Raw genomic sequence first — 25,001 nt, 5'->3', positions numbered from 1 at the left:
ACTGTGCGACTCTTACCAGGCCTAGCTGTCGTCCTCGGCTGCGGCAGGGGCAGCGTGTCCGGCAGCCTTGCGGCGCAGCATCTTGGTCAACTTCCAGATCGTCGGGTTGTTCTTGATGAAGGCCTTGGCCCGCGCGCCTTGCCGCATCGTCGTCGCCAATGCGCGGCCTTTCAATGTCAGCGGCGCAAGCACCTCGAAATGCTGGATCTCGAGATCACACCAGAGCCGTTTGTAGGGCTCGTCACCGACCGAGAAGTCGTACACCTTGAAGCCGAGTTCGCAGGCTTCCTGGATGTTGTCGAAGAACAGGAAGTCGCCGGGGCTGGTGAAGGCGAGATCGTCCTCGGCGATGGCGCCGAACTCGCAGATCAGCCGCTTGCCGGAGCGGCTGGAGCCGGTAACCGCGCGCAGTTTCCCCGCCACATCCAGGCCGTGCAACAGGAAGGACGGGTTTTCCTCCGTCAGCGCATCGGCAAACAGCGTCCGGAAGAAGTCGCGCACTTGCCTGTCGCCGAAGACATTGGCGATGCCCATCTTGGCGAAACGCGCTTCCTTCATATCGAGGAAGGCGTCTAGCAATCTGTCGACTTCCTCGCGGGTGCCTGCCTCGATGCGGCGGAAGGTGCCTACCGCCTCGAACTTGCGCGTCTGCGAGCGGTGTTTCTTGCGCTTGCGCTTGCCGCTCGCGCGCGACAAGAGCGCGTCGAACCCGCCGTCGAGATCGACCGCGAGCGCAAGGTTCGGACTTGGAAAGCCGGACAGCGCGGCGAGCGGGTTAGCTACGCCGTCGAGGCCTGGCAGCAGCCTTTCCAGAGAGATCAGGTCGATGTCCGGCCGAGTCTGCGCGATTGCCTTGAACATCGAGCGGATCGCCTGGCCGTCGATAGCAGGCAGGAAACGTGGATCGGCGGCGGCGAAATTGCCGTTGGCATGGCGCCCGCCGGCGAAACAGGCAACCTTGAACGGACCGCGTCGTACGACTTCCAGCGCAAGCGAAAGCGCCGGCCGGCCATCGCAGGACAGCGTTGCGACAACCATGTCGGCGCTGGTCGCGGTTGCCCAGTTGTTTACCCAGGATGCGCTTTGCGCCGGCGCGAACAGCGCCGAGGCGCAGAATTGAACGTAGTCGGCAAGCCCAGCGCCGTCCCTTGCGGTCGCAGTCCACCGACTCTGATCGGCTCGCATGGGGCGCGCGGAAGTCTCGTTGGCCGCGACCCGGTTGCCGTCAAATGACGCGGTGGCGTCAACCATCCCTCAATCCTTAAGACGTATTGGTTCCGACTTGGGGGTTCGCATAGGCGCAATTGGTGCTTGGATGAGCCTAGGCGAAAAAGGTGAAGGAATGATCGACGGGGGCGAGGCAATCCGGAAACTGGCGTTGAACCTTGCCCGCTACTCCGGTCTCGCGCCCCTGGTGCGGCCGTTTGTCGGCGGCATCGGCGCTATCCTGATGCTGCACCGCGTCACCGCGACGCCGGAGAAGCCGAACAGCGTCAACCGGCATCTGAACATCGCTCCCGCCTTCCTCGACAGGTTGATCTCGGACATGAAGGGGCAGGGTTATACCTTTGTTTCCCTTGATGAAGCGATCGAACGCATCAAGACGGGTGGCAAAGGCGGCCAGTTCGCCACGATCACCGCCGACGACGCCTATCGCGACAACATGACCGAGGCGCTTCCGGTGCTGGAAAAGCACGCCGCGCCGATCGCCATCTACGTCGCCCCCGGCCTGATCGACGGCGCCGTCGATCTCTGGTGGGACGTGATCGAGGATATCGTCGACACCAGTTCGCGCCTGACGCTGACTATGGCGGGTAAGCCGACGGTGATCGATTGCTCGACAGCCGGCAGGAAGATCCAGGCCGTCGCGCGGCTGAACGCCTGGCTGACCTTGGACGTCTCCGAGGAAGAGCAGGGCGCCGCGCTGCGCGAGCTCGCCCGTTCCAATGGGTTCAAATTCGGCTCGGGCCGCCCATGCACCTTGATGAACTGGGATGAGCTTCGCATCATGGCCGCCCACCCGCTGGTGACCATCGGCGCCCACACCGTCAATCATCGGAACTTGAAGCGGCTGTCCGAAGCCGATGCGCGACATGAGATCGGCGACGTCCGCCGCATCCTCGCCGAAAGGCTTGGCGAGGAGCCGCGTCATCTGGCTTACCCCTATGGCTATGCCAGCGCCGTCGGTTGCCGCGAGGTTGGCTTTGCCCGCGACGCAGGCTATGCCTCGGCGGTGACCACGCGGCATGGCGTGCTGCGCCCCGAGCATGCCGGCTTCCTGCACGCGCTGCCGCGCATCTCCGTCAATGGCCGCTACCAGAGCGTGGCGCATATCCGCACGATGCTGTCCGGCATCACCACGCCGCTCGCCAATGCGGGCAAGATGGTCGTTACGATATAGGCCTGCGCCTGCCGCCGTGAGCGTCCGAGACATTGATGGTTTCCCCTGTCGCGATCGAAGCGGCGAGCGAGCCGGTCAGAACGATCAGCCCCGCGAACATGGTCATCAGCATGTCGAGCCTACCTGCCGAGCTATGAACGAGGCAGGGTAGGCGCGCACGCGATCGCGTCTGAATCACATTCGTGTTTTGCTTGCCCGGCGCCGGCGATGCTCAGCCCTTCGGGCGCGGCTCGATGATCAGCCATTTGATGATGGCCATGGCCGGCAGAACCCAGAGAAAGCCGCTGAGCAGGAAGAAGAGGAGATGCGCCGTCGGCCCGTATTCGGCGAGCCTGGTGACAGCGACGGCCGACGCGATCAGCGCGTAAATGACGACCAGCGCCACCAGCAAGATGGTTCCGATCAGCTTTTTCAGGCGAATGGGCATGTCGCGGTTCCGTTGACCCGCTCCGCTTAGGCCGAATGAAGAAAGCGCGCAACCGTCGCGGCCCGGCGCGACGGCGTGCCGCGCTGTCCGGTCTTGCCAGTTGGGCGGCCTTGGTCCACCAATCGCGCGTTTCAACCGCCGGGAAAACGAGATGGCTGCCATCACCGCCACGGCCCCCTATGCCGCCCGAGACCGCGACCTCCAGAACCGCGCACTGGTGCGTGGCTGGCTTTACGTCGTGCTGTTCGTGCTGTTCGCGCTGGTGCTCGTCGGCGGCTCCACTCGGCTCACCGGCTCGGGGCTGTCCATCACTGAATGGCAGCCGATTCACGGCGTCATCCCGCCGCTCAACGACGCCGAATGGCAGGAAGAGTTCCAGCGCTACCAGCAGATCCCGCAATATACCGAGATCAACAAGGGCATGAGCGTCGAGGACTTCAAGTCGATCTTCTGGTGGGAGTGGGCACATCGCATCCTGGCGCGCAGCGTTGGCGCGGTCTTTGCCTTACCGTTGCTGTTCTTCTGGGCGACGCGCCGCATCGAACGAGGCCTTGGACTGAAGCTCGTCGGCATCCTTCTGCTGGGCGGACTGCAGGGGGCAATCGGCTGGTGGATGGTGGCTTCCGGTCTGGCCGACCGCGTCTCGGTCAGTCAATACCGGCTGGCGACGCACCTGACGCTTGCCGCGCTGATCTTCACCGCCACCATGGTGGTCGCGCGCGGGCTGGCGCCACACTCCGAACCTGCCGCCGACCGGTCGACGCAGCGGCTCGCCGGCTTCATCGTGCTTCTGGCGCTGATCCAGATCTATCTTGGTGGGTTGGTCGCCGGGCTGCACGCCGGCCTTTCCTACAACACATGGCCGCTGATGGATGGAAAGGTGATCCCGTCCGATCTGCTTCTTCTGAAGCCCGCCTGGCTGAACTTCTTCGAAAATCCGAAGACGGTTCAGTTCGTCCACCGGCTGGGCGCCTATACGGTCTTTGCCGTGGCGCTTTGGCATATGATCGCGACGTGGCGGCGCCAACCCGGCACCACCCATGCTCGCCGGGCTACACTCCTGTTCGCGCTGGTGGTGGTCCAGGCCTCGATCGGCATCGGCATGCTCGTAATGCAGGTGCCGCTGCACATGGCGTTGACGCATCAGGCGATCGCGCTGGTCCTGCTCGGCTTCGCCGCCGCGCATTGGCGAGGCACCAAGGGCGCTTACCCGCTTCCGACCGAGATTACCGTCAAGAGCTGACGGTCACATCGAGAACAAATGCGACTGCGTCGTCGGCTCGTTGTCGAATTCCGCCTGGCGCGCAGCGGCGGCGGACGTCGTCGACTGGTCCTGATCGGCCTTTTTCGCGTCAGCGGCCTTGAGCGTGGCGAGCTTTGCTTCAAGCGCAGCAATCTGCTGCTGCAGCCTGGCGGCGTCGACCTGATCCTGAGCCGCCTTGGCTTGATCTTCCAGAGCCTGGATCTGCTTTTCGAGGTCGGCCTCCTGGGCCTCGCTGTCGGACGAGGCGGACGAAGAGTATTGCACCGCCTGGACGGAGCTGGAGATCGCGCTGACCATGGGAATTCCTTTGAGGAGGGCCGACTCCTCAATAGCCGATCATGGTGAACCGGCGGTTACCGTGGCCGGTCCTGCCTCGGTGATCAGAATTGCGACCGAACCTTTCGAACGGCTTCGGCCACGGCCAACTCGCGGTCCTCGTCAACCGCGTTTTTGTCCTCGCGATGCCACGCAGCCGACAGGCAGCCATAAGCGATCGCATGGTCGAGGATAGCGCGCGGCGACTGTCCGAGCGTTTTGCCAAACACTTCGGCCATATGCGCGATCCGCTGTGGACCGAGGCAGAGATCGTCACGGTCCAGCGGATTGTAGAACATGTTCGCCGCGTCGAAGCCGGGATCGCCAAGCACGCCCTTGGGGTCGATCGCCAGCCAGCCGCGCGGCCCGAACAGGATGTTGTCGTGGTGAAGGTCGCCATGCAGCGGGCGGACTGCGTGCGGAGCGGCAAGCAGCCGCTCGGCGACCGCCGCCGCCTCGACGTAAAGGGTCTCCCGGTTGGCATCGCGGTCGGCCCTTGCCGCCTTGAAAAGGCTTGCGAACCTTTCCCGCAGCGGCTGCAGGTCCGATGGAGGCGCGTGCTCGGAAGGCGAGAAAAGCCTGGTCATGACCTCGGCGGCAATCGCCGTCGCGGCAGCGTCGCCATGCTCCGCAAGATGTTCGGAAAGCAGCCTGTCGCCGGCATATTCGAGCAGCATGCGATTGCCGTCGCGGCCGAGCAGCCGCACCGCGCCTTCGCCGCGCCGCCAGGCGAGGTAATGTTCGCCGCGCAACTCGTCCGCGACGTCGTCGAAGGGTTTCAGATCCTTGACGATTGCCGGCGAACCATCCTCGCGCGTCACCTTCCAGATCCGGCTGGAAAACGTCTCGGCAATGAGTTCGGGAGCGCTGACCTTCCAGCGCCTAGGGAATGCCTGCATGACCGCTCAGTGCTTGATGCCGAGCATCAGGTCGAGATTTTGCACCGCGGCACCCGACGCGCCCTTGCCGAGATTGTCGTAGACGGCCATCAGCAGCGCCTGCGCCCGCTCGTCATTGGCGAAGACGTAGACCTTCATCCGGTTGGTGCCGTTATAGACCTCCGGATCGATTTCCGGCACGCGCTCCATATGCGTGTAGGGCGCGACCTCGACCACGCCGCCGTCAATCGACGCATAGTGATCGGCGATCGCCGCGTGAAGCTCCGCGCCTGTCGGCACGCGGTCGAGACCCCCAAGCTGAAGCGGCACCACCGTGATCATGCCTTGCGCGAAATTGCCGACCGCCGGCTGCATGATCGGGTCGTGCGACAGCTTTGCATAGGTGCGGAGCTCCGGCACATGTTTGTGCTGCAGCGTCAGCCCGTAGGGCAGGAATTCGGGCGCGTCCTCGCCCTTGCCGACATAGTCCTCGATCATCGGCCGGCCGCCGCCGGAATAGCCGGAGATGCCGTTGACGGTGATCGGGAAGTCGGCGGGCAGCAGCCCGGCGGCAACCAGCGGCCGCAGCGTCGCGATCGGCCCTTGCGGCCAGCAGCCCGGATTGGCGATGCGTTTCGCGCTGCCGATCTTCTTCGCCTGGTCCTTGTCCATTTCCGCGAAGCCATATTCCCAGCCCTCGGCCACCCGGTGCGCGGTCGAGGCATCGATCACCTTCGTGGTGCCGTTCGTAATCAGCGACACGCTTTCCTTGGCCGCCGCATCCGGCAGGCAAAGGATCGCGACGTCGGCTGCGTTGAGGAATTCGGCGCGGGCGGCGGCCTCTTTGCGGCGTTCCGTCGGGATGGAGATGATCTCCAGGTCGCCGCGGTCGGCCAGCAGCGCCCTGATCTGCAAACCCGTCGTGCCGTGTTCGCCGTCAATGAAGATTTTCGGTTTCATCGCTTACTAAATTCCCCGCGATTCCAATGTCATATGCCGTGGGCGTGATTTATCGCGGCATGATTGCCGTTGCTCAGTTCGTCGAGCCGTGCCTTTCGTTCCGCCAACAGGCCGAGATAGTGCATGGCGATGATCGATCCGGCGATCGCCGTTATATCGGCATGATCATAGGCCGGCGCAACCTCGACGACGTCGGCGCCGACGATGTCGATCTGGCCGAGCTGGCGCAGCGTCGACAGCATCTTGGCCGAGGAGGGGCCGCCCGCCACCGGCGTTCCGGTGCCCGGCGCGAAGGCCGGATCGAGGCAGTCGATGTCGAAGGTGAGATAGGTCTTCTTGCCGCCGGTGCGCTCGACGATCGCATAGGCGATATCGGAGGCGCGCATTTCCTCGACCTCGTGGCCATAGAGGATTTTTATGCCGAACGTGTCCGGTGCATGAGTGCGGATGCCGATCTGGATCGAGCGATCGGGGTCGATGATGCCTTCATTCACCGCGCGGGCGACGAAGGAGCCGTGGTCGATGCGCTTGCCGTCATCCGGCCAGGTGTCCTGATGCGCGTCGAACTGCACGAGCGCCAGCGGCCCGTGGATCGCGGCATGCGCCTTGAGCAGCGGCCAGGTGATGAAATGGTCGCCGCCGAGCGTCAAAAGGAACGCGCCTGATTTCAGGATCTTGGCCGCCTCGCGCTCGATCGTGCCAGGGGTCTTCTGGTGATTGCCGCTGTCGAGCAGGCAATCGCCATAGTCGACCACCGAGAGGTGCTCGAAGAGATCGCGCGAGAACGGATATTGCGGATCGTTGTCGAGGATCGCCGAGGCGCGGCGGATCGCCTGCGGCCCGAAGCGCGCGCCCGGCCGGTTGGTGACCGCGGCGTCGAAGGGAATGCCCCACACGACGGCGTCCGCGCCCTTCACGTCCTTCGTGTATTTGCGCCGCATGAAAGACAGCGCGCCGGCATAGGTCGGCTCGAACGACGCGCCCGTCTTGGAGCGGGCGGTGAAGGCATGGTCGATCTCTCTATTCACCATTACGGGTCCTCGGTTTTCATCGGGGCAGCCACAACTACAGAACCGGCACGCAACATGCCAGTCACAGCATGCGGAAAGGAAGCGGCGCTCGGCGAGTGCCACGCCAGCACAGGATCTGTATCATTATGGCTGAGACGGCTCTGCTCAACCTTGCGCCCGCGTCCGCGGCGACCCGTGTCGGCACGGCGGCCCGCGAGCGCTTCCTGGTGCTGGATTCCTGGCGCGGCATCTGCGCGCTGCTGGTGGCGCTGTTCCACTTCCCGACGACCTCGATGATTTCGCAGAGCGCTTTTGTCGGCGGCTCCTATCTGTTCGTCGATTTCTTCTTCGTTCTCTCCGGCTTCGTCATCGCCAGCGCCTATGGCGGCCGGCTCGCCGGTCAGGACGACCTTGCACGGTTCGCGCTCGTGCGCATCGGCCGCATCTATCCGCTGCATCTTCTGATGCTTGCCGCTTTCGCCGGCTTCGAGGCGCTGCGGCTCGTCCTGCCGGCGCTGCACGGAACGGGGCCTGCGCCCTTCACCGGAGGCTTCGACCTGAAAAGCCTCGTCGCCAACCTTTTCCTCCTGCAGGGCATGGGCGTTGAGGATCATCTGAGCTGGAATGCGCCGAGCTGGAGCATTTCGGCCGAGTTCTTCACCTATCTGCTGTTTGCCGCCGTCGTCTTCACTGTCGGGCAGCGCGCCTGGATATGGTTCGTTGCCGCCGCGGTGACGGCGCCCCTTTTCCTGCTTGCGGTCTCGACGCGTCATATGGACGTGTCCTTCGATTTTGGCTTCATCCGCTGCCTTTACGGCTTCTCGCTCGGCGCGTTGCTTGCCTGGTTTCAGCACGATTCCATTGCAGAGGCGCGACAGGCCTTGAGCGGCGGGGCAGGGCGCCTCGCCTGGACGCTGGCCGAGCTGGCGATGATCGCGGGGATCGCGCTGTTCGTCTCCATTGCCGGCACCAACGACCTTGGTATTGCGGCGCCGGTCGTCTTCGTGCTGGCGCTTTATCTCTTTGCCCATGAGGGCGGATCGGTCAGCGCCCTGTTGCGCAGCCGGCCGATGTTGCTGCTCGGCTCGCTCTCCTATTCGATCTACATGGTCCACATCTTCGTCCAGGCGCGCATGATCAATGCCGGCGGCCTGATCGAACGCAAGCTCGGGCTCGGCATCGTCGGTGACCTGATGCTGCGCGGCGACCATGCGACGGGCTTCGGCGCCGGCTCGCCCTGGATCGGCTTCGCGGCTTTGATCGCCATGTTGATCGCCGTCATCGTCGCGTCGTGGTTCACCTGGCGCTTCGTCGAGATGCCCGCGCTCGCCTGGTTCCGCCGCCTTTCCAAGCGGATTTGACCCGAGCAATTCCAGGAAAAGTGTGAAGCGGTCAGGTTCGGCGACTTCGCCGTAGCCTTTCCGTCCGGAATTGCGCCAAACAAGGAAACAACTAGCCGGCTTCGTTCACCGGCCTGTCATGGGCGTCGCCTAACCGGGTTCCGACCCGGAACGGAGCGATTCCCCGATGCGAACACTCTGGCTGAGCCTTCTTCTGTCCATCGCGCTTGCCGCAATCTCCGGCGAAGGTTTAGCCGGCGAGACGCGCGCCGCGCAAATCCTCGACCGCTTCGAGCATGCCAACCAGTGGCGCGATCATGTGATGATCGCCGCGCATCGCGCCGGCAGCATGCAGGCCGGCAAGACGCTCTACGCCGAGAATTCGCTGGCCGCGGTCGAGGGCTCGATCGCGATCGGGGCCGAGATCGTCGAGGTCGACGTCCGACGCGCGAGAGACGGCGAGTTCGTCATCATGCATGACAGCTGGCTCGACCGCACGACCACGTGCAAGGGCGAGGTGGTGAAATACACGCTTGCCGAGTTGAAGAAATGCCGGCTGGTGATCGAGGGCACGGGCGCCGTCACCAATGAGCCGGTGTCGACGCTGCGCGAGATGCTGCTCACGACCAGGGACAGGATCCTCATCAACCTCGACAACAAGCTGGAGGTGACCGACCTGCCGGGCATGATCGCCGAGGCGCGCGATCTCGGCATGGCCGATCAGGTGATCGTCAAGGAGAACCTCTGGAATCGGCAGCGCATTGACACCGCGAGCGCAGCGCTTGCCAAGGCCGGCGGCGGCTTCCAGTTCATGCCGATCCTCGCCGACGACGCTGTCCACGATGCAGCTTTCGCCGGCGAGGTCGACAAGGCGTTCGCGCCGCATGCCATCGAGCTGATCAACTGGCGCAACGGTGCCGAGACGCTGACTTCGACCGGCGGTCCGCTGTTCGGCAACCATATGCGGGCGGAAGCGGCCCGCGGCGACTGGCATCTCTGGGCCGATACCTACGCCATCGTCAACAAACCGGGCGGCTTCCTTGCCGGCGGGCGCGGCGACGAACTCGCCGTCGCCGCCAGCCTGCCGCGCGAAGCCTGGGGGTTTTGGGTCGACCGCGGCGCCACCATCATCCAGACCGACGAGCCGAAAGCGGCGATCGGGTGGCTGACGGCGAATGGTTATCGCGTGCCCTATACGACGAACATCAAGCAGGCTGAGCCGGCGCATACGGCGAGTATTAATTAGAGCGCGTTGGCGCTTCACCCCACCCGGCGCTTCGCGCCGACCTCCCCATCGAGGGGAGGTAGAGCGTCGTGCGAACTCCTCTTCGCTACGCCTGCGAAGTCGATGACATTAAGCGGACCTTCGAACGTATGGCTCGGCGCCCTACCTCCCCTTGATGGGGAGGTCGCGCCGCAGGCGCGAGCGGGGTGATAGCGCCGACCTCACGCCGCTTTCGCCACGCCCTCCAACGCCCGCAGCACATCCGCCGACAGCTCCAACTCCGCCGCAGCAAGATTCTCCCGCAGATGCCCGACCGACGATGTGCCCGGGATCAGCAGGATGTTGGGCGACCGCTGCAGCAGCCACGCCAGCGCCACCTGCATCGGCGTCGCGCCAAGCCGTTCTGCGACCCCCGACAGCGCCGACGATTGCAGCGGGCTGAATCCGCCGAGCGGGAAAAACGGCACATAGGCGATGCCGTCGCGCGCCAGTTCATCGATCAGCGCGTCGTCGTCCCGGTGCGCCAGATTGTACTGGTTCTGCACACAGACGATGTCGCAGATCTTGCGGCCTTCCGCTATCTGCGTGCGGGTGACGTTGCTCAGGCCGATATGGCGCACCAAGCCCCGACGCTGAAGCTCGGCAAGCTTGGTGACCTGCGCCTCGATGGAGCCCTCCGCTGGGCCATGCACCCCGAACATGATGCGCAGATTGACGACGTCCATCACCTCGAGGCCAAGATTGCGAAGGTTGTCGTGCACGGCCTGTTCGAGCTCATCGGCTGTGAAGGCCGGCAGCCAAGAGGCGTCTTCGCCACGACGGGCGCCGATCTTGGTGACGATGGTGAGGTCGTCGGGGTAGGGCGACAGCGCCTCGCGGATCAGCTTGTTGGTGACGTACGGACCGTAATAATCGCTGGTGTCGATATGGTTCACGCCTTGCGCCACCGCTTCGCGCAGCACGGCGATGGCCGCGTCATGGTCTTTCGGCGGACCGAACACGCCCTTGCCCGCAAGCTGCATGGCGCCGTAGCCGAGGCGCCGGACCGTGCGGTCGCCGAGTTTATACATGCCGGATTTGTTTACGCTGGACATCGTGGTTCTCCTTCGCTGTCGGCGAGGAGATAGGGCATGGCCGCTGTCCCGATAACCGGGTATAACCAGCACGACCTGTGCGGAACTAAGAACAATGGCGGCTGATCTCAACGATCTCCAGGCATTTATGGCCGTGGCACGCGCCGGCGGCTTTCGCGAAGCGGCCCGCGTGACGGCAGGCAGCGCGTCCGTGCTTAGCGAAGCCGTCCGTCGTCTGGAAACCCAACTTGGTGTGCGGCTCTTCAATCGTACAACGCGCAGTGTCGCCCTGACCGAGGCCGGCGCCAGCCTGCTGGCCCGGCTTGCGCCGGCGCTGGGTGAGGTCGAAGCGGCGCTTGATGTCGTGAACGGTTTTCGCGACCGGCCCGCCGGCACGTTGCGCCTCAATGTCCCGATCAGCGCGTCTCGGCTGGTCCTGCCAAGAATCGTTCCGGGATTTCTCGCAGCCTATCCGGCCATCCGGCTGGAGGTGATTGCGGAGGAGAACTTTGTCGATCTGCTGGCGGCCAGCTGCGATGCCGGCATCCGCTATGACGAGCGGCTGGAGCAGGACATGATCGCCATGCCGATCGGGCCACGCGTCCAGCGCTTCACCACCTCCGCCTCTCCGGCCTATCTTGACCGGCACGGCCGGCCGCAACACCCGCGTGACTTGCTTGGGCATGCGTGCGTGCGCGGTCGCTTTCCGAGCGGGGTCATGACGCCTTGGGAATTCGAGCGGGACGGCGAGGTGGTGCGGGTGGATACCACGGGGCCATTGCTCGTCAGCATCGGTGGCGGCGTCGATCTAGCCATCGATGCGGCGATCGCCGGCGTCGGCATTCTCTGGCTCTTCGAGGACTGGGTGCGCCCGCATTTCGAGAGCGGCGCGCTGGAACCTGTGCTGGAGCCGTGGTGGCAGGAATTCTCCGGGCCGTTTCTGTACTACCCCGGACGCCGGCTGGTGCCGGCGCCGCTGCGCGCCTTCATCGACTATATAAAAACATCCGCCGGACACTGGCAGTAGAAAACAAAAGGCCGCCCGGAGGCGGCCTTTCGACAAACACGTAAGCGTACGATCAGCGCTTCGAGAACTGGAAGCTGCGGCGGGCCTTTGCCTTGCCGTACTTCTTGCGCTCGACCACGCGGCTGTCGCGGGTCAGGAAGCCACCTTTCTTGAGCACCGAGCGCAGGCCCGGCTCGTAGTAGGTCAGCGCCTTGGAGATGCCGTGACGCACAGCACCCGCCTGGCCTGAGAGGCCGCCGCCGATGACGGTGGCGACGATGTCGTACTGGCCGGCGCGGTTGGCTGCGACGATCGGCTGGTTGAGGATCATCTGCAGCACCGGACGCGCGAAATAGCTCGCGAATTCCTTGTCGTTGACGGTGATCTTGCCGGAGCCCGGCTTCACCCAGACCCGCGCGATGGCGTTCTTGCGCTTGCCGGTGGCATAGGCGCGGCCCGACTTGTCGAGCTTCTGGACATGCACGGGCGCGGCCGGCTGCGCGGCGACGGTGCCGAGTTCTGCGAGCGAGGAAAGCTCAGCCATTACGAAGCCCTCTTGTTCTTGGAGTTCAGCTTGGCCACGTCGAGCGTGACGGGCTGCTGGGCGGTGTGCGGATGCTCGGCGCCTGCATAGACGCGGAGATTCTTCATCTGGCGACGGCCGAGCGGACCGCGCGGGATCATGCGCTCGACGGCCTTTTCGACGACGCGCTCGGGGAAACGGCCCTCGAGCAGCTGGCGCGCGGTGCGCTCCTTGATGCCGCCGGGATGGCCGGTGTGCCAGTAGTACACCTTGTCGGTGTACTTCTTGCCGGTGAACACCACCTTGTCTGCATTGATGACGACGACGTTGTCGCCATCATCGACATGCGGGGTGAAGGTGGGCTTGTGCTTGCCGCGCAGATGGTTGGCGATGACAGTGGCCAGACGACCGACGACGAGACCTTCGGCGTCGATCAGCACCCACTTCTTCACCACATCCGCAGGCTTCTGCGAAAAGGTAGCCATGGTTTTGCTCTCAGGTTGACCTTTCCCGTCCACGAGGGACAAGAGAAGGCGTTTCTTGTTGCTTGGATTGACGGGAGAGCCGGAGCCGCCCCGTCAATAACAAAACGGCGGCCGTTACGGGCCGCTGCTTCGGATCGGCTTATAGGCGAGGGCGGCTGATGCGTCAAGGCAATCGAAAACGAGTTGCGCGGATAAAGTAAAGCAAAAACAATAGTTTGGTATAATGGTATTATTTTACCACATCGTTTTCCCGCTTCCTCGGGATTGAATAGGTGCCGGTGGCGTGGGCGACGGTGTGTCCGTCCGGGCCGGCGACGATATCGATGTCGAACACCATCAGGCTCTTGCCGAGCTTCAGGATCCGGCAATGGCCGTCGATCGGACCGGCTTCGGCCTTGCGCATGAAGTTGATGTCGAGGTTGACCGTCACCGAAAGCGCGTCTGGCCCGGCGTGGCTGAGCACGCAGACGTAACCGCCGATGTCGGCCAGCGTAAACAGCGACGGACCCGAGACCGTGCCGCCGGGACGCAGATGCCGCTCGTCGGCGTTCAGCCGCACCGTGCAGCCGCCCGGAAACACATCGATCGCCTCATAGGAGGTGAAATTGTCGTGAGCTGCGGATAGACGCTTGCCATCAGCGCGTTGACTTCCGCCGCGTTGAGCATTGGCTTCAGATTGCTTTGGGCTGGCATCGGCGCGTCCTATATGAATGAGCAGCTCCGGGCGGTGCGCCTGGACCAAACGGTGCGACGGAGAAAACACGTCTCGCGGCTGTTCTTCAACCGGCAGCGTGCTAGTTCTGTTGCTCCATGAGCACGAGGTTTTGAAAGTGGCCGAAGTCGTCGCCATCAAGCCCGCCGTCGCCGACGGCCCCGTTCTTGTCAGCCAGGACAAGGGCATCTTGCGCCTCACGCTCGCCAACCCGCCGGCCAATGCGTTGTCGCTGGCGGCGATGGCGGCGCTGCAGGCTGAGTTCGATCGCGTCAAGGCCGACAGATCCGTGCGCGTCATCATCCTGGCGGCGTCCGGCAAGGTGTTCTGTGCCGGTCATGACCTCAAGGAAATGACGGCGCACCGCGCCGAGCCGGATCGGGGTAAGACCTTCTTCGAAAAGACCTTCGCGGCCTGCGCAACCTTGATGCAGACGATCGTGCGCCTCCCAAAACCGGTGATCGCCGAGGTCGACGGCCTCGCCACAGCCGCCGGCCTGCAGTTGGTCGCCAGCTGCGACCTTGCCATCGCTTCGCACGAGGCGAGTTTCTGCACGCCTGGCGTCAACATCGGCCTGTTCTGCTCGACCCCCATGGTGGCGCTGTCGCGCAACGTCTCGCGCAAGCAGGCGATGGAGATGCTGCTCACCGGCGAAACGATCGACGCCGCGACCGCCAAGGAGTTCGGCCTGATCAATCGCATCGTGCCGCGCGAATATCTGAATCAGGTTGTCAACAAATACGCGCAAACCGTTGCTTCCAAATCGTCCTTGGTGGTCAGGACCGGCAAGGAAGCCTTCTATGCCCAGGCCGAAATGGGGCTCGCCGACGCCTATGCCTATACCGGCCGGGTGATGGTCGAAAACATGCTGGCGCGCGACGCCGAGGAAGGCATCGGCGCCTTCATCGGTAAGCGCAAGCCCGAATGGGTCGACGATTAAGATGGCTCGAATAGAGACTTTTGTCCCTGGGATGCTTCACCGTTTGAGCCTCCACGATCCTATTGATGCGACTTATTATGCATACGAGTTGGATGGTCGAAGGTTGTTGCAAATCAACACCTCAGGAAGAAAACACCGTGAGATTCCCGACAAGGTGAGCCAGTCCATTCAACTGGACCACGATTCCGCGCGCCAACTCTTTTCGATCTTGAAGGATCATTTTGGGTTTAAATGAGTGCTCATTACCCTCGCTCCCGTCCCTGAAGTTTCGACGTGGCTGCCCGCAAGCAACTGACGCGGCTGAAAGCGCCCTATCTCAAGCGCATCCTGCTTGAGCCGTCGCGCGTCTCCGACTGGGAGCAATACCCCTGGAACTTGCCGATATTCCGGGATCGCGAATTCGAGTTCGAATTCACGAGCGCCATCACCGTCATCGTCGGCGAGAACGGCACCGGCAAATCGACGCTGCTTGAAGCCATCGGCGCGCTGGCCGGCTATGACGAGGCGGGCGGCGGAAAAGGTTACATGCCGGTCGACCATTCGCGTGCTGTCGACAAAAGCGGTGCTGCACTCGGCGCCACGCTCCGCGCCCACTGGCTTCCCAAGGTCACTGCTGGCTGGTTCTTTCGCGCCGAATCCTTCTACTCCGTATCGCGTTATCTCGACCGAGCCGCACTGGATGTTGGGGCGGCGCCGCCCGATTTCCTGTCATGGTCGCATGGCGAGGGCTTTATCCGCTTCTTCGAGGAGCGTTGCCGCAGACAGGGCATCTATATCCTCGACGAGCCGGAAAGCGCGCTGTCGCCGACGCGCCAGATCGAACTGCTGAAACTGCTTCGACGCATGGAGCGGTCCGGCACCGCGCAGGTGATCATGGCCACGCACTCGCCGCTGCTGATGGCTTGTCCGAACGCGCGGCTTTTTCGCATCGGCCGCTTCGGCCTCGACCGCATCGATTTTCAGGACACCGATCATTTTCGCATGATGCGCGATTTCTGCAGCGATCCTGGAACCTTTTTGGAGGAGGCGCTGCGGGATGACGATGAGTTGCAGTGAGCAAATGGCACAGGACGATCTCAACTGGCGGATGGAACAGGCGTGTCGCGAGGCATGGCCTTCGGCGCTCGAGATCGTTGCCAATGGCTGGCTGTTACGGCGCTCGGGCGGCCGTATCCGGCGCAGCAATTCCGCCAACCCCTTGCGCGGCACACGCGGCGCGCCGGGGAAGGTAATCGATGCCGCCGAAGCGTTCTATGCCGGCCACGGCCAGACGCCGTTGTTTCGCATCCCCGACATCGCCGCCGAACTGGAGCCCGAGCTTGACCGTCGCGGTTACGGCAGGGAAGGCGGCACGATCCATCTTCATGCCGATATCGACGCGCTCGCGGGAGGCGGCTACGACGACGTCACGGTTTCCCCGGCGCCAAGCGGGCGCTGGTTTGAGGCACGCTTTCGCACGGGCGGTTATGACGGCGCGGAACAGCGGGTTTTTCGCGAGATGACGCGTTTGATTGCGGGCGACAAGGCATTCGTATCGTGCGCGCGCGACGATGAAGTCGTCGCCTTTGCCTTTGGCGTCATCCGCAATGGGCTGCTTGTCGTCGAGGCGGTTGAAACCGACGCCAGATTCAGGCAGCAGGGGTTCGGACGCAGGACGGTTGGCGGGCTGATCGGCTGGGCGAGGCGAGCGGGGGCCAAGGCGGGCTGCCTGCAGGTGGTTGTCGACAATACGCCCGCCCGCGCACTCTATGCTTCTCTCGGCTTCAGCCGGGAACTCTATCGTTACCATTACCGCAGGAAGACCGTCGCAGCATGAACCACGATACCTACGACAACAGCTACATCGCCGGCATCCTGAATTCGGTGAAGACGATCGCCATGGTCGGCGCCTCGCCCAACGATGTGCGGCCAAGCTACTTCGTGCTGAAATATCTTTTGGCCAAAGGCTTTTCGGTAGTGCCGATCAATCCCGGTCATGCCGGTAAGCAGATTCTCGGACAGACGGTCTATGCCAGCTTGGACGGTCTGCCGCATCCGGTCGACATGGTGGATGTTTTTCGGGCTTCGGCGGCAGTGCCGGGCATTATCGACCAGGCGCTGAAGCTCGACCCGCTGCCCAAGGTCGTCTGGATGCAGCTTGGCGTGCGCGACGACGAGGCGGCGGCCCGCGCCGAAGCTGCCGGCATCAAGGTGGTGATGAACCGCTGTCCGAAAATCGAATACGGCAAGCTGTCCGGCGAGATCGGCTGGACCGGCGTCAATTCCGGCGTGCTGTCGTCGAAGAAACCCTTGATGCGCCAGGGTTTCCAGAGCTTCGGCGTGAGGCAGAAATAGGCGCGCCGTAATTCGCGCAAAATTATTCCGGGAAGAATTGGATTTTTCCTGGCGTTCGTCGCAGATCGCACGCCGAAAGGTATTTTCTTCTTTGCATTCATGAGCGCGCTTCGGCATGAATGCCCGGCGATTTTCGAAAGGTAGGAGAGGGAGGTTTCCATGACCCGTACGCCAGGTTTCAGCACTTTAGCCGTTCATGCCGGCGCCAAGCCCGATCCGGCGACCGGCGCGCGCGCCACGCCGATCTACCAGACCACCTCCTTTGTCTTCGACGATGCCGATCATGCCGCCTCGCTGTTCGGGCTGAAGGCCTTCGGCAACATCTACACCCGCATCATGAACCCGACGCAGGCGGTTCTCGAGGAACGCGTCGCGGCGCTGGAAGGCGGCACGGCAGCGCTCGCCGTCGCTTCGGGCCACGCCGCGCAGGTCATCGTCTTCCACAATCTGATGCAGCCGGGCGACAACTTCATCGCCGCCAACAAGCTTTATGGCGGCTCGATCAACCAGTTCGGCCATGCCTTCAAGAACTTCGGCTGGGAAGTTCGCTGGGCAGAAGCAAACGATCCGGCGACTTTCGAGAGCCAGATCGACGACAGGACCAAGGCGATCTTCATCGAGAGCCTTGCCAATCCCGGCGGCGTCTTCGTCGATATCGAGAAGATCGGCGACATCGCCCGCAAGCACGGCCTGCCGTTGATCGTCGACAACACGCTGGCCTCGCCCTATCTGGTCCGGCCCATCGAGCACGGCGCCGACATCGTCGTGCACTCGCTGACCAAGTTCATCGGCGGCCACGGCAATTCGATCGGCGGCGTCATCGTCGATGGCGGTACATTCGACTGGTCGAAATCCGGCAAATACCCGATGCTGTCGGAGCCGCGCCCTGAATATGGCGGCCTCGTCCTGCACGAGACCTTCGGCAACTTCGCCTTCGCGATTGCCGCCCGCGTGCTCGGCCTGCGCGACATTGGCCCGGCGATCTCGCCCTTCAACGCCTTCCTGATCTTGACCGGCCTGGAAACGCTGCCGCTGCGCATGCAGCGTCATTGCGACAATGCCGCGAGCGTTGCCGGCTGGCTGTCGAACCATCCCAAGGTTGCCTGGGTGAACTATCCCGGCCTTCCGGGCGACAAGAACAACGCGCTGCAGAAGAAATATTCGCCGCAGGGCGCAGGCGCGGTGTTCACCTTCGGCCTCAAGGGCGGCTACGAGGCCGGCATCAAATTCGTCGAGGCGCTCGAACTGTTCTCGCACCTCGCCAATGTCGGCGACACCAAGTCGCTGGTTATCCATCCGGCCTCGACCACGCATCGCCAGCTTTCCGACGAGCAGAAGGTCAAGGCCGGCGCCGGACCTGACACCGTCCGCCTTTCGGTCGGCATCGAGGACGTCAACGACATCGTCGCCGATCTCGAGCAAGCGCTCGGCAAGGTCTGATATGTCGGCCTTCCTTGCGGTCAGCACCGATACCGTCGAACCGGAGGCCGGCGCGCCGGCCTCCGATCGGGTGATTTCGGGCGATCCGAAATTTCGCACCTGGAATGTCGAGGAGCGGGACGGTGGCCTCTATGCCGGCATATGGGAAGCGACGCCGGGCAAATGGCGCATTCTCTATGACGAGTGGGAGTTCTGCCACATTCTCTCCGGCGTTTCGGTGATCACCGAGGACGGCGGCGCGGCCCGCACCGTGCGTGCCGGCGACAGCTTTGTGTTGCGCCCCGGCTTCAAAGGCAGCTGGGAAGTGCTTGAGACAACCCGCAAGGAATATGTGATTAGGCTCTAGACAGGCGGCGTGAACGATTTGAGCAGGACCGCGTGGCTGCGATTGTGAAGCCGTTTCAGCAACCGCCGCCTTGTTTGGTTCGCACCATACGAGCGACGCGCTCGCTCTCATACGCGTCACTACAGCCGACCCAAACTAGAGCCGAGCGCCGCCGGTTGCGTCGATCACTTGTCCTGTCGTCCAGCGCGCCTGAGCAGAGGCCAGAAAGGCTATGACGTCGGCAACGTCATTGGGCTGGCCGATGCGCGAGAACACCGACAGAGCTTCCGCCTGGGCCCGCGCTTCTGGGATTGTGATCCACGATGCGTTCATACCGGTCTCCGTAACGCCGGGCATAACCGTGTTCACCGTGATGCCGCGGCGACCAAATTCAGGTGCGAGCGCCAAGGTCAGCGTTTCGACCGTGCCCTTCGATGCGGCGTAGGCTGGATGAGTCGGGGCCGCGACGCGCGTGAAGCCCGTCGAGATGTTGATGATACGGCCGTTGTCGCGAATCTGATTGGCAGCCGCCTGAATGAGAAAGAAAGGGGCTTTCACGTTGACAGCCATGATCTCATCGAAGACAGGCTCGCTGGTTTCCATCAGGGGGACCGCGGGCGAAACGCCTGCAGTGTTGACAAGGATATCCAGTGAAGGCTCGCCAGTGGCGATAATTGCAGCTGCCTTGAACTGTTCCCAAAGACTGTCAACCGCGCTCTTGCCACTGGCAAGGTCCGCTTGGATGGCGACGGATTTTGCGCCAAGCGCCTCGATCTCGCGAACGACGGCCCGGGCTGCCTCCACGTTTCTGGCGTAGTGAACGGCAATGAAAGCTGCGCCCTCCTTTGCAAAGGCAAGTGCTGCCGCACGGCCGATGCCACCCGAACTGCCCGTCACCAAGGCTGTTTTGGCCGACAATTTCCCTGACATAACTCTCTCTCTTGCTATTTTTATAGCGATCGATATATTTTACAGGAAACCTCCTGTCAATGATTTTTATAGGAGTCGATATAAAAATGAATGAACCGGTCCGGAAACGTGGCAGACCAAGAGCGCTGAATCGCGACGTCGGGCTGGGCGTCGCGTCGCGGCTTTTCTGGGAGCATGGCTACGAAGGAACCTCGATCGCCAACCTGACCGAAGCGATGGGGGTCACTCCGCCTTCGCTGTACGCCGCGTTTGGCTCAAAGGAAGAGCTCTATCGGCAGGCACTCGACTACAATATCGAGCATGAAACCAAACGCCGCGCCGAGGCGCTACAGGGGCCGATGTCAGCCTATGACGCACTTGCGTTCTACCTGTACGACGTCGCCGAGGGCGTCTCTAATCCCGACAAGCCGCGCGGCTGTATGGTCTCGACTGCTGTCCTCCAGCATGCCCGGGAGAACGAGGCTGTCGCCCGAGAAGTAGCGGCACGGCGGGACGCTTCGATCCGATTCATGAAGGCGCGCTTCGATCGCGCAGTCGGCGAAGGCGAACTTCCGACGGAAACCGACACGGATAGTCTTGCTCGCTTCTATTCGGCTGTCGTTCAAGGCATGTCCGCGCAGGCCTGTGATGGAGCATGTACGGTGACACTGAAGCGCTTGGTCGATCTGGCGTTGCGGGCTTGGCCTGGAAACCACACGGATCGCAAGGCCATGTGAAGACCCTTGTGAATTGGACCGGCGATCGGATGGGCGGTTCGCGTCAGCAGCGCACGGCCAGCCTCTCCAGTCCGTGGAAATGATACGTATCGCGAAAGCGTGGCTCCTCGGCGAGGCGCAACTTCGGCAGCCGCTCGAACAGCGTCTTCAGCGACACCTGCAATTCCAGTCTGGCCAATGGCGCGCCGATGCAGAAATGGATGCCGGCGCCGAAGGAGACGTTCTTCTGGTCCGCGCGGGCCGGATTGAATGTATCGGGCCCGGCGAGCGCCAACGGGTCGTGATTGGCCATGCCGAGCAGCAGCGCCACCATCTCGCCGGGCTTGACCAATATGCCCGGCGACACTTCGATCTCCTCATAGGCGTAGCGCAGGAACATATGCAGCGGCGCGTCGTAGCGCAGGCATTCCTCGACCACCGCGACATTCGCTTCGGGTGTCGCAAAGAAACGGCGCGGATCGCCGCCTTGCGCCAGGATCGAGCGCACCGCATTGCCGGTCTGGTGCACGGTCGCTTCGTGGCCTGCGTTGAGAAGCAGGATGGCCGAGGACACCAGTTCGTCTTCCGAGAGTTTCTGGCCGTTATCCTGGGCTTCGATAAGCAGCGACAGCAGGTCGTCGCCGGGCTTCTTGCGGCGCTCGGCCACATAGCCGCGCAGGAACGAAGAAAAGTCGCGTGTGGCGCGGTTGGCCGTGTCCTCGACCTCGCGCGTGCGGCCGTGCAGGTACATGGCGACCATCTGGTGCGACCAATCGAGCAGTCGCGGCCCCGTCTCGGCCGGAACGCCGAGCATTTCGGCGATGATGGTGATCGGCAGGGGCGAGGCGTAGGCGGGCAGAAGGTCGACGCCGTTTGGCTCGAAGCGGTCGATCAACTCGTTGGCCAGAACCTCGATGCGCGGCCGCAGCCGCTCGACCTGGCGTGAGACGAAGGCCCGGTTGACCAGCGTTCTGAGCCGCGTATGCACCGGCGGTTCGAGCTCCAGCATGGAATTGGCCTCGATCGCGTCGAAGGCCGCGAGATGCGAGCGGTCGTCGCCGACGCCGCGGCTGTCGGGAATCCCGGCCGGGTTCTGGCGACCGAAACGGCGGTCGCGCAGCAGCCGGTTGACGTCATCGAAGCCGCCAAAGCACCAGAAACCATAGTCCTCCCAGAAGAAGGCGTTCGCGACGCCGTGCAGGAAAGCGTAGGCCTCATAAGGGTTCTGCACGAAGGCTGGTTCGTGCGGATCGAGGCGCAGGCGGCGACCGGCGGGGTCGAAGGCGAGGTAGGCTGGTATCATGGTTGACCATTAGCGCGCGTTGTCAGCTTGATGCCAGACCGTATCTAAGGCGCCCGTGAAGTCGAAGCGTTGAGCCAGGCGAGCCGGGAAGGGTGTTTCGATGAATGTTGTCGTCGTCGGCTGCGCGCCGAAATGATCTAGTTTGATGGCCGGCTAATTGATGGGGTCAGTGGCCCGTCTTGAGCATGCTCGCGACCTTAGCGGCGATCGCCGCGTCGAGCGCCGGCCAGTTCGCCAGCAGCTCGCGCGGAAAACGGTAGGTGAGGCTGAGATCGTCGCCGACCTGAATGTCGCGCTCGCAGGGCGCCAGCGATTCCTCCGCGCTCGGACCGCTCAGGCAACGGGCGACGAACGGATCCTTGCCGGGACGTCCGGCGACGGCCAGCACCTCATTGAGATAGCCTGATTTTTCCGTGAAGGCGTAAACCGTCGTGCCGCCCGGACCGGGCGTGCCCGGCTTTTCGATCAAGGCGCTGTAGATCGGCGCGAAACGGCCGCTCATGTCGCGCGACATCATGCGCGGCTCAAACGACAGGAAGATGATCTTCCTGGTCGTCGCATGGTTGAAGTCGTCGCGCGAGGCTGTGCTGTAGCCGTCCATCTCAGGATAGCGCAGATAGAGATCGAGCCGCGAGGCGATGCCGTCGCGCCTGGCCTGGTCGAAGCGGATGAAGTTTGCCGGCACGCTGATGAGATTGTTGCCCATGACGATCCGGCGCACCGTCATGTCATCCGTATAGCCGGCCATGGCGATCGACCGGCCGAGCCATTTGCCGCCGACGCTGATGGCAATCGAAAGCAGCGCCAGCGCCGCGAAGGCATAGAAGACCCGCTTCATCAAGGTCGAGTTGACGACCTCGAAGTCCGCGCTCTCGGCAACATTTGCCTCGCTCATTTGCTCTTCCCCGATCCGCCCACCTGTCCTTCGGCGGCACAGCCCGCGCGGCATGGCTCTTGCAGCGCATTGGCACGACTGTGCGTTTTCATGGTAAACGGTTGGTAAACATGGATCCCGTTGTGCTTGTTCTTTACGCTTTTGCTGTTGGTCTAACGGCCTGCGGGCTGTCCGGATCGGCCATGGAACTGTTGTCAGGCCGGCGCCTGGCCTTTGCCGAGCCCTATGTTTCGCCCGTCCATATCCTGCGTTCGCTGGCGGCAACGGCTTGCGCCGGACCGTTCATGCTCACCAACGAGGCTTTGGCTGCCCGGCGTGAGGGCCGCATAGGCACGATGGCGCTGTTGTCCTGCGGCTGCACGGCCATCGCCTGGGCGCTGGCGCTCGGCGTCGTGCTCATCGCCATTGCATCCTGGGCGACCGCCAACCTAGGGTCTTTCGAATTCGCTGGTTGAGACGAATCGGAGACGAACGATGCCGGTCTATGCGATCGATGGGAAAGCGCCTGAGTTCGAGGACGCCGATACGAACTGGATCGCGCCCGACGCGACGCTGATCGGCAATATCCGGATCGGCCGCAACGCCGGCTTCTGGTTCGGCACCGTCATCCGCGGCGATGGCGAACTCATTGCGATCGGCGCCGACACCAATGTGCAGGAACATACGATCATGCACACCGACCCCGGCTTTCCGCTGACCATCGGCGAAGGCTGCACGATCGGCCACAGGGCGCTGCTGCATGGCTGCACGATCGGCGACAACAGCCTGATCGGCATGGGCGCCATCGTTCTGAACGGCGCCAGGATCGGCAACAACTCGCTGGTCGGCGCCGGCGCCCTGGTGACGGAAAACAAGGTTTTTCCTGACAATTCGCTGATCGTCGGCTCGCCCGCCAAGGTGATCAGAACACTGGACGAAGCGGCGATCGAAAGGCTGCGCGTCTCGGCGGCCCACTATGTGGCCAATGCCAAACGCTTCAAGGCCAAACTCAAGACGGCGTGACGGCGCGGCGGCCCGCTTCGCGCGTGGTCATCCGCGTCGATTGTTCATCGCTTCACGCAACAGAAGGGCGCCGGCCTCGAAGCCGGCCTGCTCGGCGCCTGCCAGTGCCGTCTCATAGTTGTCGATGCGAGTCCGCAGCGACGGGTCCGCGCCTGAAAGGAGCAACAGACGGATCGCGTCGGCATCACGCCGGGACACCGCATAATGCAGCGGCGTCCAGTCGTTCACGCCGCGCATATCCGGGTCGGCGCCGTGTCCAAGCAGGACGTGGACGACATCCAGCCTGTCCGGCCGGTCCGTCGACAACGCCGCAATGATCGAAGGAAAGCCGGCAGGATCCTCGTAATTCGGATTCGACCCGGCATCGAGCAAGGCGGTGATGAACGCGGCCGGGCTCCAGTAGATCGCATATTCCAGCGGATGACCAAGGCCGAGCTCGAACGGCATCCTCTCGTCGAACCAGCGCGGCGCTCCACCAAGCGTTTTGCCAAGGGTCTCGAAATCACCTGCTTTAAAGGTGTCGTCGATCGCCCTGAACAGCTTGGCGCGCTCGCATCGGTCTTCAGGGATCTCTAACATGATCGCGTTACCCGGATCTGCCCTTTCCTTTCTTCTCGGCAGGTTTGACCCGTATCCGCATGGACCCGCCTTTGGGATTTTCGATGTCGAAGGCGGCCGTTTTCCTTACCAGATCGCTCAGTTTGCTGAAGCCGTAGGTACGCGGGTCGAAATCGGAAAAGAGATTTGAGAGCTGCTTGCCAAAGGTGCCCAGAAGCACCCAACCGTCCTCGCTCTCCATCTGGCCGATGACCTTCTTCAGAATGGGCGTAGCGGCCGTCGGCGCCTGAAGCGGCTTCGTCGCAGGAGCGGCATCTTGAGCGTTCTCCGCGCCTTGGAGAAGGTTTTCGGTATAGACGAAACGGCGACATGCCTGCCGGAAGCTCTCCGGGGTCTTTTGCTCCCCAAATCCGAACACGTCGACGCCTTGCTCGCGTATCCGCGCGGCAAGGCGAGTGAAATCGCTGTCGGAAGACACCAGACAGAAACCGTCGAACCGGCCGCTATGCAGCAAATCCATCGCGTCGATCACCAGTGTGATATCCGAAGCGTTCTTGCCCGTGATGTAAGCGAATTGTTGCTGCGGAATGATGGCGTGCTTCGACAGAACCTCTGCCCAGTTCTTCGACCGGGCGTTCGAGAAATCACCATAGATGCGGCGAACGCTTGCCTCGCCGATCTTCGCGATCTCCTCGAACAGTCCGTCAGCAATCTTCGCGGAGGCGTTGTCGGCGTCGATAAGAACCGCAAGGCGAGGTGATCGGGGTTCGTTCGGCATGCAGAATATTCCACGGTTGGCGCGCAGGCAAACAGGAGAAGAGTTTCGCGCTATCTTCTGTTGTAGCAGAAGGCCCCCCAAACAGAAATTCAGGCCACCGGATCCGTATCATCAAAAACAGCGGAGCCGGCCCCGGGGACAGGGGCCGGCTCCTAAAACCCGGTCGTTGGGGACGGGGAGGG

28 protein-coding genes and 1 pseudogene are annotated in these 25,001 nt (G+C 63.0%); 14 read left to right on the top strand and 15 right to left on the bottom strand.

What is annotated here, in order from left to right:
* Positions 1 to 21: 21 nt before the first annotated feature.
* Positions 22 to 1,251 carry a GNAT family N-acetyltransferase gene (locus FJW10_RS11995; protein ID WP_140900260.1) on the bottom strand — a complete coding sequence of 410 codons (1,230 nt, stop codon included), beginning with the start codon at positions 1,249 to 1,251 and terminating at the stop codon, positions 22 to 24.
* A gap of 91 nt (positions 1,252 to 1,342) precedes the next feature.
* Between FJW10_RS11995 and FJW10_RS11990 the strand changes: the two genes are divergently transcribed.
* Positions 1,343 to 2,401 carry a polysaccharide deacetylase family protein gene (locus FJW10_RS11990; protein WP_140900259.1) on the top strand — a complete coding sequence of 353 codons (1,059 nt, stop codon included), beginning with the start codon at positions 1,343 to 1,345 and terminating at the stop codon, positions 2,399 to 2,401.
* A 211-nt stretch (positions 2,402 to 2,612) separates the two neighbouring features.
* On the opposite strand, the gene FJW10_RS11985 is transcribed toward FJW10_RS11990, so the two are convergent.
* Positions 2,613 to 2,828 carry a DUF2842 domain-containing protein gene (locus FJW10_RS11985; RefSeq protein WP_040999884.1) on the bottom strand — a complete coding sequence of 72 codons (216 nt, stop codon included), beginning with the start codon at positions 2,826 to 2,828 and terminating at the stop codon, positions 2,613 to 2,615.
* Positions 2,829 to 2,979: 151 nt separating this feature from the next.
* Between FJW10_RS11985 and FJW10_RS11980 the strand changes: the two genes are divergently transcribed.
* On the top strand, positions 2,980 to 4,071 hold the full coding sequence (locus FJW10_RS11980) for a COX15/CtaA family protein (protein WP_140900258.1): 1,092 nt from the start codon (positions 2,980 to 2,982) through the stop codon (positions 4,069 to 4,071).
* 3 nt (positions 4,072 to 4,074) lie between these two features.
* On the opposite strand, the gene FJW10_RS11975 is transcribed toward FJW10_RS11980, so the two are convergent.
* The 4 genes from FJW10_RS11975 to speB all read right to left on the bottom strand — a co-directional run bounded on the left by FJW10_RS11975 (position 4,075) and on the right by speB (position 7,276).
* On the bottom strand, positions 4,075 to 4,389 hold the full coding sequence (locus FJW10_RS11975; protein ID WP_140900257.1) for a hypothetical protein: 315 nt from the start codon (positions 4,387 to 4,389) through the stop codon (positions 4,075 to 4,077).
* A gap of 83 nt (positions 4,390 to 4,472) precedes the next feature.
* Positions 4,473 to 5,306, bottom strand: a complete 834-nt coding sequence (locus FJW10_RS11970; RefSeq protein WP_140900256.1) for an aminoglycoside phosphotransferase family protein — start codon at positions 5,304 to 5,306, stop codon at positions 4,473 to 4,475.
* 6 nt (positions 5,307 to 5,312) lie between these two features.
* On the bottom strand, positions 5,313 to 6,245 hold the full coding sequence (argC, locus tag FJW10_RS11965; RefSeq protein ID WP_140900255.1) for an N-acetyl-gamma-glutamyl-phosphate reductase: 933 nt from the start codon (positions 6,243 to 6,245) through the stop codon (positions 5,313 to 5,315).
* 29 nt (positions 6,246 to 6,274) lie between these two features.
* Positions 6,275 to 7,276: an agmatinase gene (gene speB, locus FJW10_RS11960; protein WP_140900254.1), complete on the bottom strand. Its 1,002-nt coding sequence runs from the start codon at positions 7,274 to 7,276 to the stop codon at positions 6,275 to 6,277.
* A 125-nt stretch (positions 7,277 to 7,401) separates the two neighbouring features.
* On the opposite strand from speB, the gene FJW10_RS11955 reads away from it, so the two are divergent.
* The gene (locus tag FJW10_RS11955; RefSeq protein WP_140900253.1) at positions 7,402 to 8,616 is read left to right on the top strand and encodes an acyltransferase; all 1,215 of its coding nucleotides are present in this window, start codon (positions 7,402 to 7,404) and stop codon (positions 8,614 to 8,616) included.
* A gap of 166 nt (positions 8,617 to 8,782) precedes the next feature.
* On the top strand, positions 8,783 to 9,841 hold the full coding sequence (locus FJW10_RS11950) for a glycerophosphodiester phosphodiesterase family protein (RefSeq protein WP_140900252.1): 1,059 nt from the start codon (positions 8,783 to 8,785) through the stop codon (positions 9,839 to 9,841).
* A gap of 200 nt (positions 9,842 to 10,041) precedes the next feature.
* Here FJW10_RS11950 and FJW10_RS11945 read toward each other — a convergent pair whose 3' ends face one another.
* Complete coding sequence (locus FJW10_RS11945) at positions 10,042 to 10,914, bottom strand: aldo/keto reductase family oxidoreductase (RefSeq protein ID WP_140900251.1); 873 nt, start codon at positions 10,912 to 10,914, stop codon at positions 10,042 to 10,044.
* A gap of 94 nt (positions 10,915 to 11,008) precedes the next feature.
* On the opposite strand from FJW10_RS11945, the gene FJW10_RS11940 reads away from it, so the two are divergent.
* Positions 11,009 to 11,920: a LysR family transcriptional regulator gene (locus FJW10_RS11940; RefSeq protein ID WP_140900250.1), complete on the top strand. Its 912-nt coding sequence runs from the start codon at positions 11,009 to 11,011 to the stop codon at positions 11,918 to 11,920.
* 52 nt (positions 11,921 to 11,972) lie between these two features.
* On the opposite strand, the gene rpsI is transcribed toward FJW10_RS11940, so the two are convergent.
* The 3 genes and pseudogenes from rpsI to FJW10_RS11925 all read right to left on the bottom strand — a co-directional run bounded on the left by rpsI (position 11,973) and on the right by FJW10_RS11925 (position 13,600).
* Entirely contained in the window at positions 11,973 to 12,443 is a 471-nt protein-coding gene (gene rpsI, locus FJW10_RS11935; RefSeq protein ID WP_040983171.1) for a 30S ribosomal protein S9, read from the bottom strand.
* A complete protein-coding gene (rplM, locus tag FJW10_RS11930) occupies positions 12,443 to 12,907 on the bottom strand; it encodes a 50S ribosomal protein L13 (protein ID WP_140641527.1) in 465 nt (154 codons plus the stop codon). The genes rpsI and rplM overlap by 1 nt, the downstream gene beginning before the upstream one ends.
* Before the next feature lie 229 nt (positions 12,908 to 13,136).
* Positions 13,137 to 13,600 (bottom strand): annotated as a pseudogene (locus tag FJW10_RS11925) (PaaI family thioesterase).
* A 137-nt stretch (positions 13,601 to 13,737) separates the two neighbouring features.
* Here FJW10_RS11925 and FJW10_RS11920 point away from each other — a divergent pair.
* From FJW10_RS11920 to FJW10_RS11890, 6 genes are all read left to right on the top strand, one after another.
* On the top strand, positions 13,738 to 14,559 hold the full coding sequence (locus tag FJW10_RS11920; protein ID WP_140900249.1) for an enoyl-CoA hydratase: 822 nt from the start codon (positions 13,738 to 13,740) through the stop codon (positions 14,557 to 14,559).
* Between the two features lie 273 nt (positions 14,560 to 14,832).
* Positions 14,833 to 15,615 (top strand): AAA family ATPase, encoded by a 783-nt coding sequence (locus FJW10_RS11910; protein WP_140707577.1) that lies wholly within the window; start codon positions 14,833 to 14,835, stop codon positions 15,613 to 15,615.
* A complete protein-coding gene (locus tag FJW10_RS11905) occupies positions 15,596 to 16,375 on the top strand; it encodes a GNAT family N-acetyltransferase (protein WP_246674223.1) in 780 nt (259 codons plus the stop codon). The genes FJW10_RS11910 and FJW10_RS11905 overlap by 20 nt, the downstream gene beginning before the upstream one ends.
* Positions 16,372 to 16,893, top strand: a complete 522-nt coding sequence (locus FJW10_RS11900; RefSeq protein ID WP_140900248.1) for a CoA-binding protein — start codon at positions 16,372 to 16,374, stop codon at positions 16,891 to 16,893. Before FJW10_RS11905 ends, FJW10_RS11900 begins: the two co-directional genes overlap by 4 nt.
* A 159-nt stretch (positions 16,894 to 17,052) precedes the next feature.
* Positions 17,053 to 18,333, top strand: coding sequence for an O-acetylhomoserine aminocarboxypropyltransferase (locus tag FJW10_RS11895; RefSeq protein ID WP_095767629.1), 1,281 nt, complete (start codon positions 17,053 to 17,055; stop codon positions 18,331 to 18,333).
* Between the two features lies 1 nt (position 18,334).
* Positions 18,335 to 18,679 (top strand): cupin domain-containing protein, encoded by a 345-nt coding sequence (locus FJW10_RS11890; protein ID WP_140900247.1) that lies wholly within the window; start codon positions 18,335 to 18,337, stop codon positions 18,677 to 18,679.
* Positions 18,680 to 18,814: 135 nt separating this feature from the next.
* Here the strand turns inward: FJW10_RS11890 and FJW10_RS11885 are convergent, their stop codons facing one another.
* Positions 18,815 to 19,588, bottom strand: coding sequence for an SDR family oxidoreductase (locus FJW10_RS11885; RefSeq protein ID WP_140900246.1), 774 nt, complete (start codon positions 19,586 to 19,588; stop codon positions 18,815 to 18,817).
* Positions 19,589 to 19,674: 86 nt separating this feature from the next.
* Here FJW10_RS11885 and FJW10_RS11880 point away from each other — a divergent pair, with 86 nt between their 5' ends.
* Positions 19,675 to 20,304: a TetR/AcrR family transcriptional regulator gene (locus FJW10_RS11880; RefSeq protein WP_140900245.1), complete on the top strand. Its 630-nt coding sequence runs from the start codon at positions 19,675 to 19,677 to the stop codon at positions 20,302 to 20,304.
* Positions 20,305 to 20,347: 43 nt separating this feature from the next.
* Here the strand turns inward: FJW10_RS11880 and FJW10_RS11875 are convergent, their stop codons facing one another.
* Together FJW10_RS11875 and FJW10_RS11870 are read right to left on the bottom strand one after the other, a co-directional pair.
* Positions 20,348 to 21,586: a cytochrome P450 gene (locus tag FJW10_RS11875; protein ID WP_140900244.1), complete on the bottom strand. Its 1,239-nt coding sequence runs from the start codon at positions 21,584 to 21,586 to the stop codon at positions 20,348 to 20,350.
* Between the two features lie 166 nt (positions 21,587 to 21,752).
* Positions 21,753 to 22,481, bottom strand: a complete 729-nt coding sequence (locus tag FJW10_RS11870; RefSeq protein ID WP_140900243.1) for a hypothetical protein — start codon at positions 22,479 to 22,481, stop codon at positions 21,753 to 21,755.
* 110 nt (positions 22,482 to 22,591) lie between these two features.
* On the opposite strand from FJW10_RS11870, the gene FJW10_RS11865 reads away from it, so the two are divergent.
* Entirely contained in the window at positions 22,592 to 22,936 is a 345-nt protein-coding gene (locus FJW10_RS11865; protein ID WP_140900401.1) for a hypothetical protein, read from the top strand.
* Positions 22,937 to 22,955: 19 nt separating this feature from the next.
* Complete coding sequence (locus FJW10_RS11860) at positions 22,956 to 23,483, top strand: gamma carbonic anhydrase family protein (RefSeq protein WP_140900242.1); 528 nt, start codon at positions 22,956 to 22,958, stop codon at positions 23,481 to 23,483.
* A gap of 27 nt (positions 23,484 to 23,510) precedes the next feature.
* Here the strand turns inward: FJW10_RS11860 and FJW10_RS11855 are convergent, their stop codons facing one another.
* Together FJW10_RS11855 and FJW10_RS11850 are read right to left on the bottom strand one after the other, a co-directional pair.
* A complete protein-coding gene (locus FJW10_RS11855) occupies positions 23,511 to 24,062 on the bottom strand; it encodes an ankyrin repeat domain-containing protein (RefSeq protein WP_140900241.1) in 552 nt (183 codons plus the stop codon).
* A 7-nt stretch (positions 24,063 to 24,069) separates the two neighbouring features.
* Positions 24,070 to 24,819, bottom strand: coding sequence for an NYN domain-containing protein (locus FJW10_RS11850; RefSeq protein WP_140829624.1), 750 nt, complete (start codon positions 24,817 to 24,819; stop codon positions 24,070 to 24,072).
* Between the last annotated feature and the right edge of the window lie 182 nt (positions 24,820 to 25,001).

The sequence above is a fragment of the Mesorhizobium sp. B4-1-1 genome, from assembly GCF_006439375.1.
Taxonomy (GTDB): domain Bacteria; phylum Pseudomonadota; class Alphaproteobacteria; order Rhizobiales; family Rhizobiaceae; genus Mesorhizobium.
This window is presented reverse-complemented; position numbering and strand designations above follow the sequence as displayed.

Coding starts and splice junctions, on each gene's coding strand:
- FJW10_RS11890 (WP_140900247.1), top strand. CDS start 18,335: ATGTCGGCCTTCCTTGCGGTCAGCACCGATACCGTCGAACCGGAGGCC.
- argC (WP_140900255.1), bottom strand. CDS start 6,245: ATGAAACCGAAAATCTTCATTGACGGCGAACACGGCACGACGGGTTTG.
- FJW10_RS11950 (WP_140900252.1), top strand. CDS start 8,783: ATGCGAACACTCTGGCTGAGCCTTCTTCTGTCCATCGCGCTTGCCGCA.
- FJW10_RS11905 (WP_246674223.1), top strand. CDS start 15,596: ATGACGATGAGTTGCAGTGAGCAAATGGCACAGGACGATCTCAACTGG.
- FJW10_RS11860 (WP_140900242.1), top strand. CDS start 22,956: ATGCCGGTCTATGCGATCGATGGGAAAGCGCCTGAGTTCGAGGACGCC.
- FJW10_RS11875 (WP_140900244.1), bottom strand. CDS start 21,586: ATGATACCAGCCTACCTCGCCTTCGACCCCGCCGGTCGCCGCCTGCGC.
- speB (WP_140900254.1), bottom strand. CDS start 7,276: ATGGTGAATAGAGAGATCGACCATGCCTTCACCGCCCGCTCCAAGACG.
- rplM (WP_140641527.1), bottom strand. CDS start 12,907: ATGGCTACCTTTTCGCAGAAGCCTGCGGATGTGGTGAAGAAGTGGGTG.
- FJW10_RS11980 (WP_140900258.1), top strand. CDS start 2,980: ATGGCTGCCATCACCGCCACGGCCCCCTATGCCGCCCGAGACCGCGAC.
- FJW10_RS11940 (WP_140900250.1), top strand. CDS start 11,009: ATGGCGGCTGATCTCAACGATCTCCAGGCATTTATGGCCGTGGCACGC.
- FJW10_RS11855 (WP_140900241.1), bottom strand. CDS start 24,062: ATGTTAGAGATCCCTGAAGACCGATGCGAGCGCGCCAAGCTGTTCAGG.
- FJW10_RS11870 (WP_140900243.1), bottom strand. CDS start 22,481: ATGAGCGAGGCAAATGTTGCCGAGAGCGCGGACTTCGAGGTCGTCAAC.
- FJW10_RS11970 (WP_140900256.1), bottom strand. CDS start 5,306: ATGCAGGCATTCCCTAGGCGCTGGAAGGTCAGCGCTCCCGAACTCATT.
- FJW10_RS11850 (WP_140829624.1), bottom strand. CDS start 24,819: ATGCCGAACGAACCCCGATCACCTCGCCTTGCGGTTCTTATCGACGCC.
- FJW10_RS11975 (WP_140900257.1), bottom strand. CDS start 4,389: ATGGTCAGCGCGATCTCCAGCTCCGTCCAGGCGGTGCAATACTCTTCG.
- FJW10_RS11990 (WP_140900259.1), top strand. CDS start 1,343: ATGATCGACGGGGGCGAGGCAATCCGGAAACTGGCGTTGAACCTTGCC.
- FJW10_RS11895 (WP_095767629.1), top strand. CDS start 17,053: ATGACCCGTACGCCAGGTTTCAGCACTTTAGCCGTTCATGCCGGCGCC.
- FJW10_RS11995 (WP_140900260.1), bottom strand. CDS start 1,251: ATGGTTGACGCCACCGCGTCATTTGACGGCAACCGGGTCGCGGCCAAC.
- FJW10_RS11885 (WP_140900246.1), bottom strand. CDS start 19,588: ATGTCAGGGAAATTGTCGGCCAAAACAGCCTTGGTGACGGGCAGTTCG.
- FJW10_RS11880 (WP_140900245.1), top strand. CDS start 19,675: ATGAATGAACCGGTCCGGAAACGTGGCAGACCAAGAGCGCTGAATCGC.
- FJW10_RS11900 (WP_140900248.1), top strand. CDS start 16,372: ATGAACCACGATACCTACGACAACAGCTACATCGCCGGCATCCTGAAT.
- FJW10_RS11945 (WP_140900251.1), bottom strand. CDS start 10,914: ATGTCCAGCGTAAACAAATCCGGCATGTATAAACTCGGCGACCGCACG.
- FJW10_RS11865 (WP_140900401.1), top strand. CDS start 22,592: ATGGATCCCGTTGTGCTTGTTCTTTACGCTTTTGCTGTTGGTCTAACG.
- FJW10_RS11955 (WP_140900253.1), top strand. CDS start 7,402: ATGGCTGAGACGGCTCTGCTCAACCTTGCGCCCGCGTCCGCGGCGACC.
- rpsI (WP_040983171.1), bottom strand. CDS start 12,443: ATGGCTGAGCTTTCCTCGCTCGCAGAACTCGGCACCGTCGCCGCGCAG.
- FJW10_RS11985 (WP_040999884.1), bottom strand. CDS start 2,828: ATGCCCATTCGCCTGAAAAAGCTGATCGGAACCATCTTGCTGGTGGCG.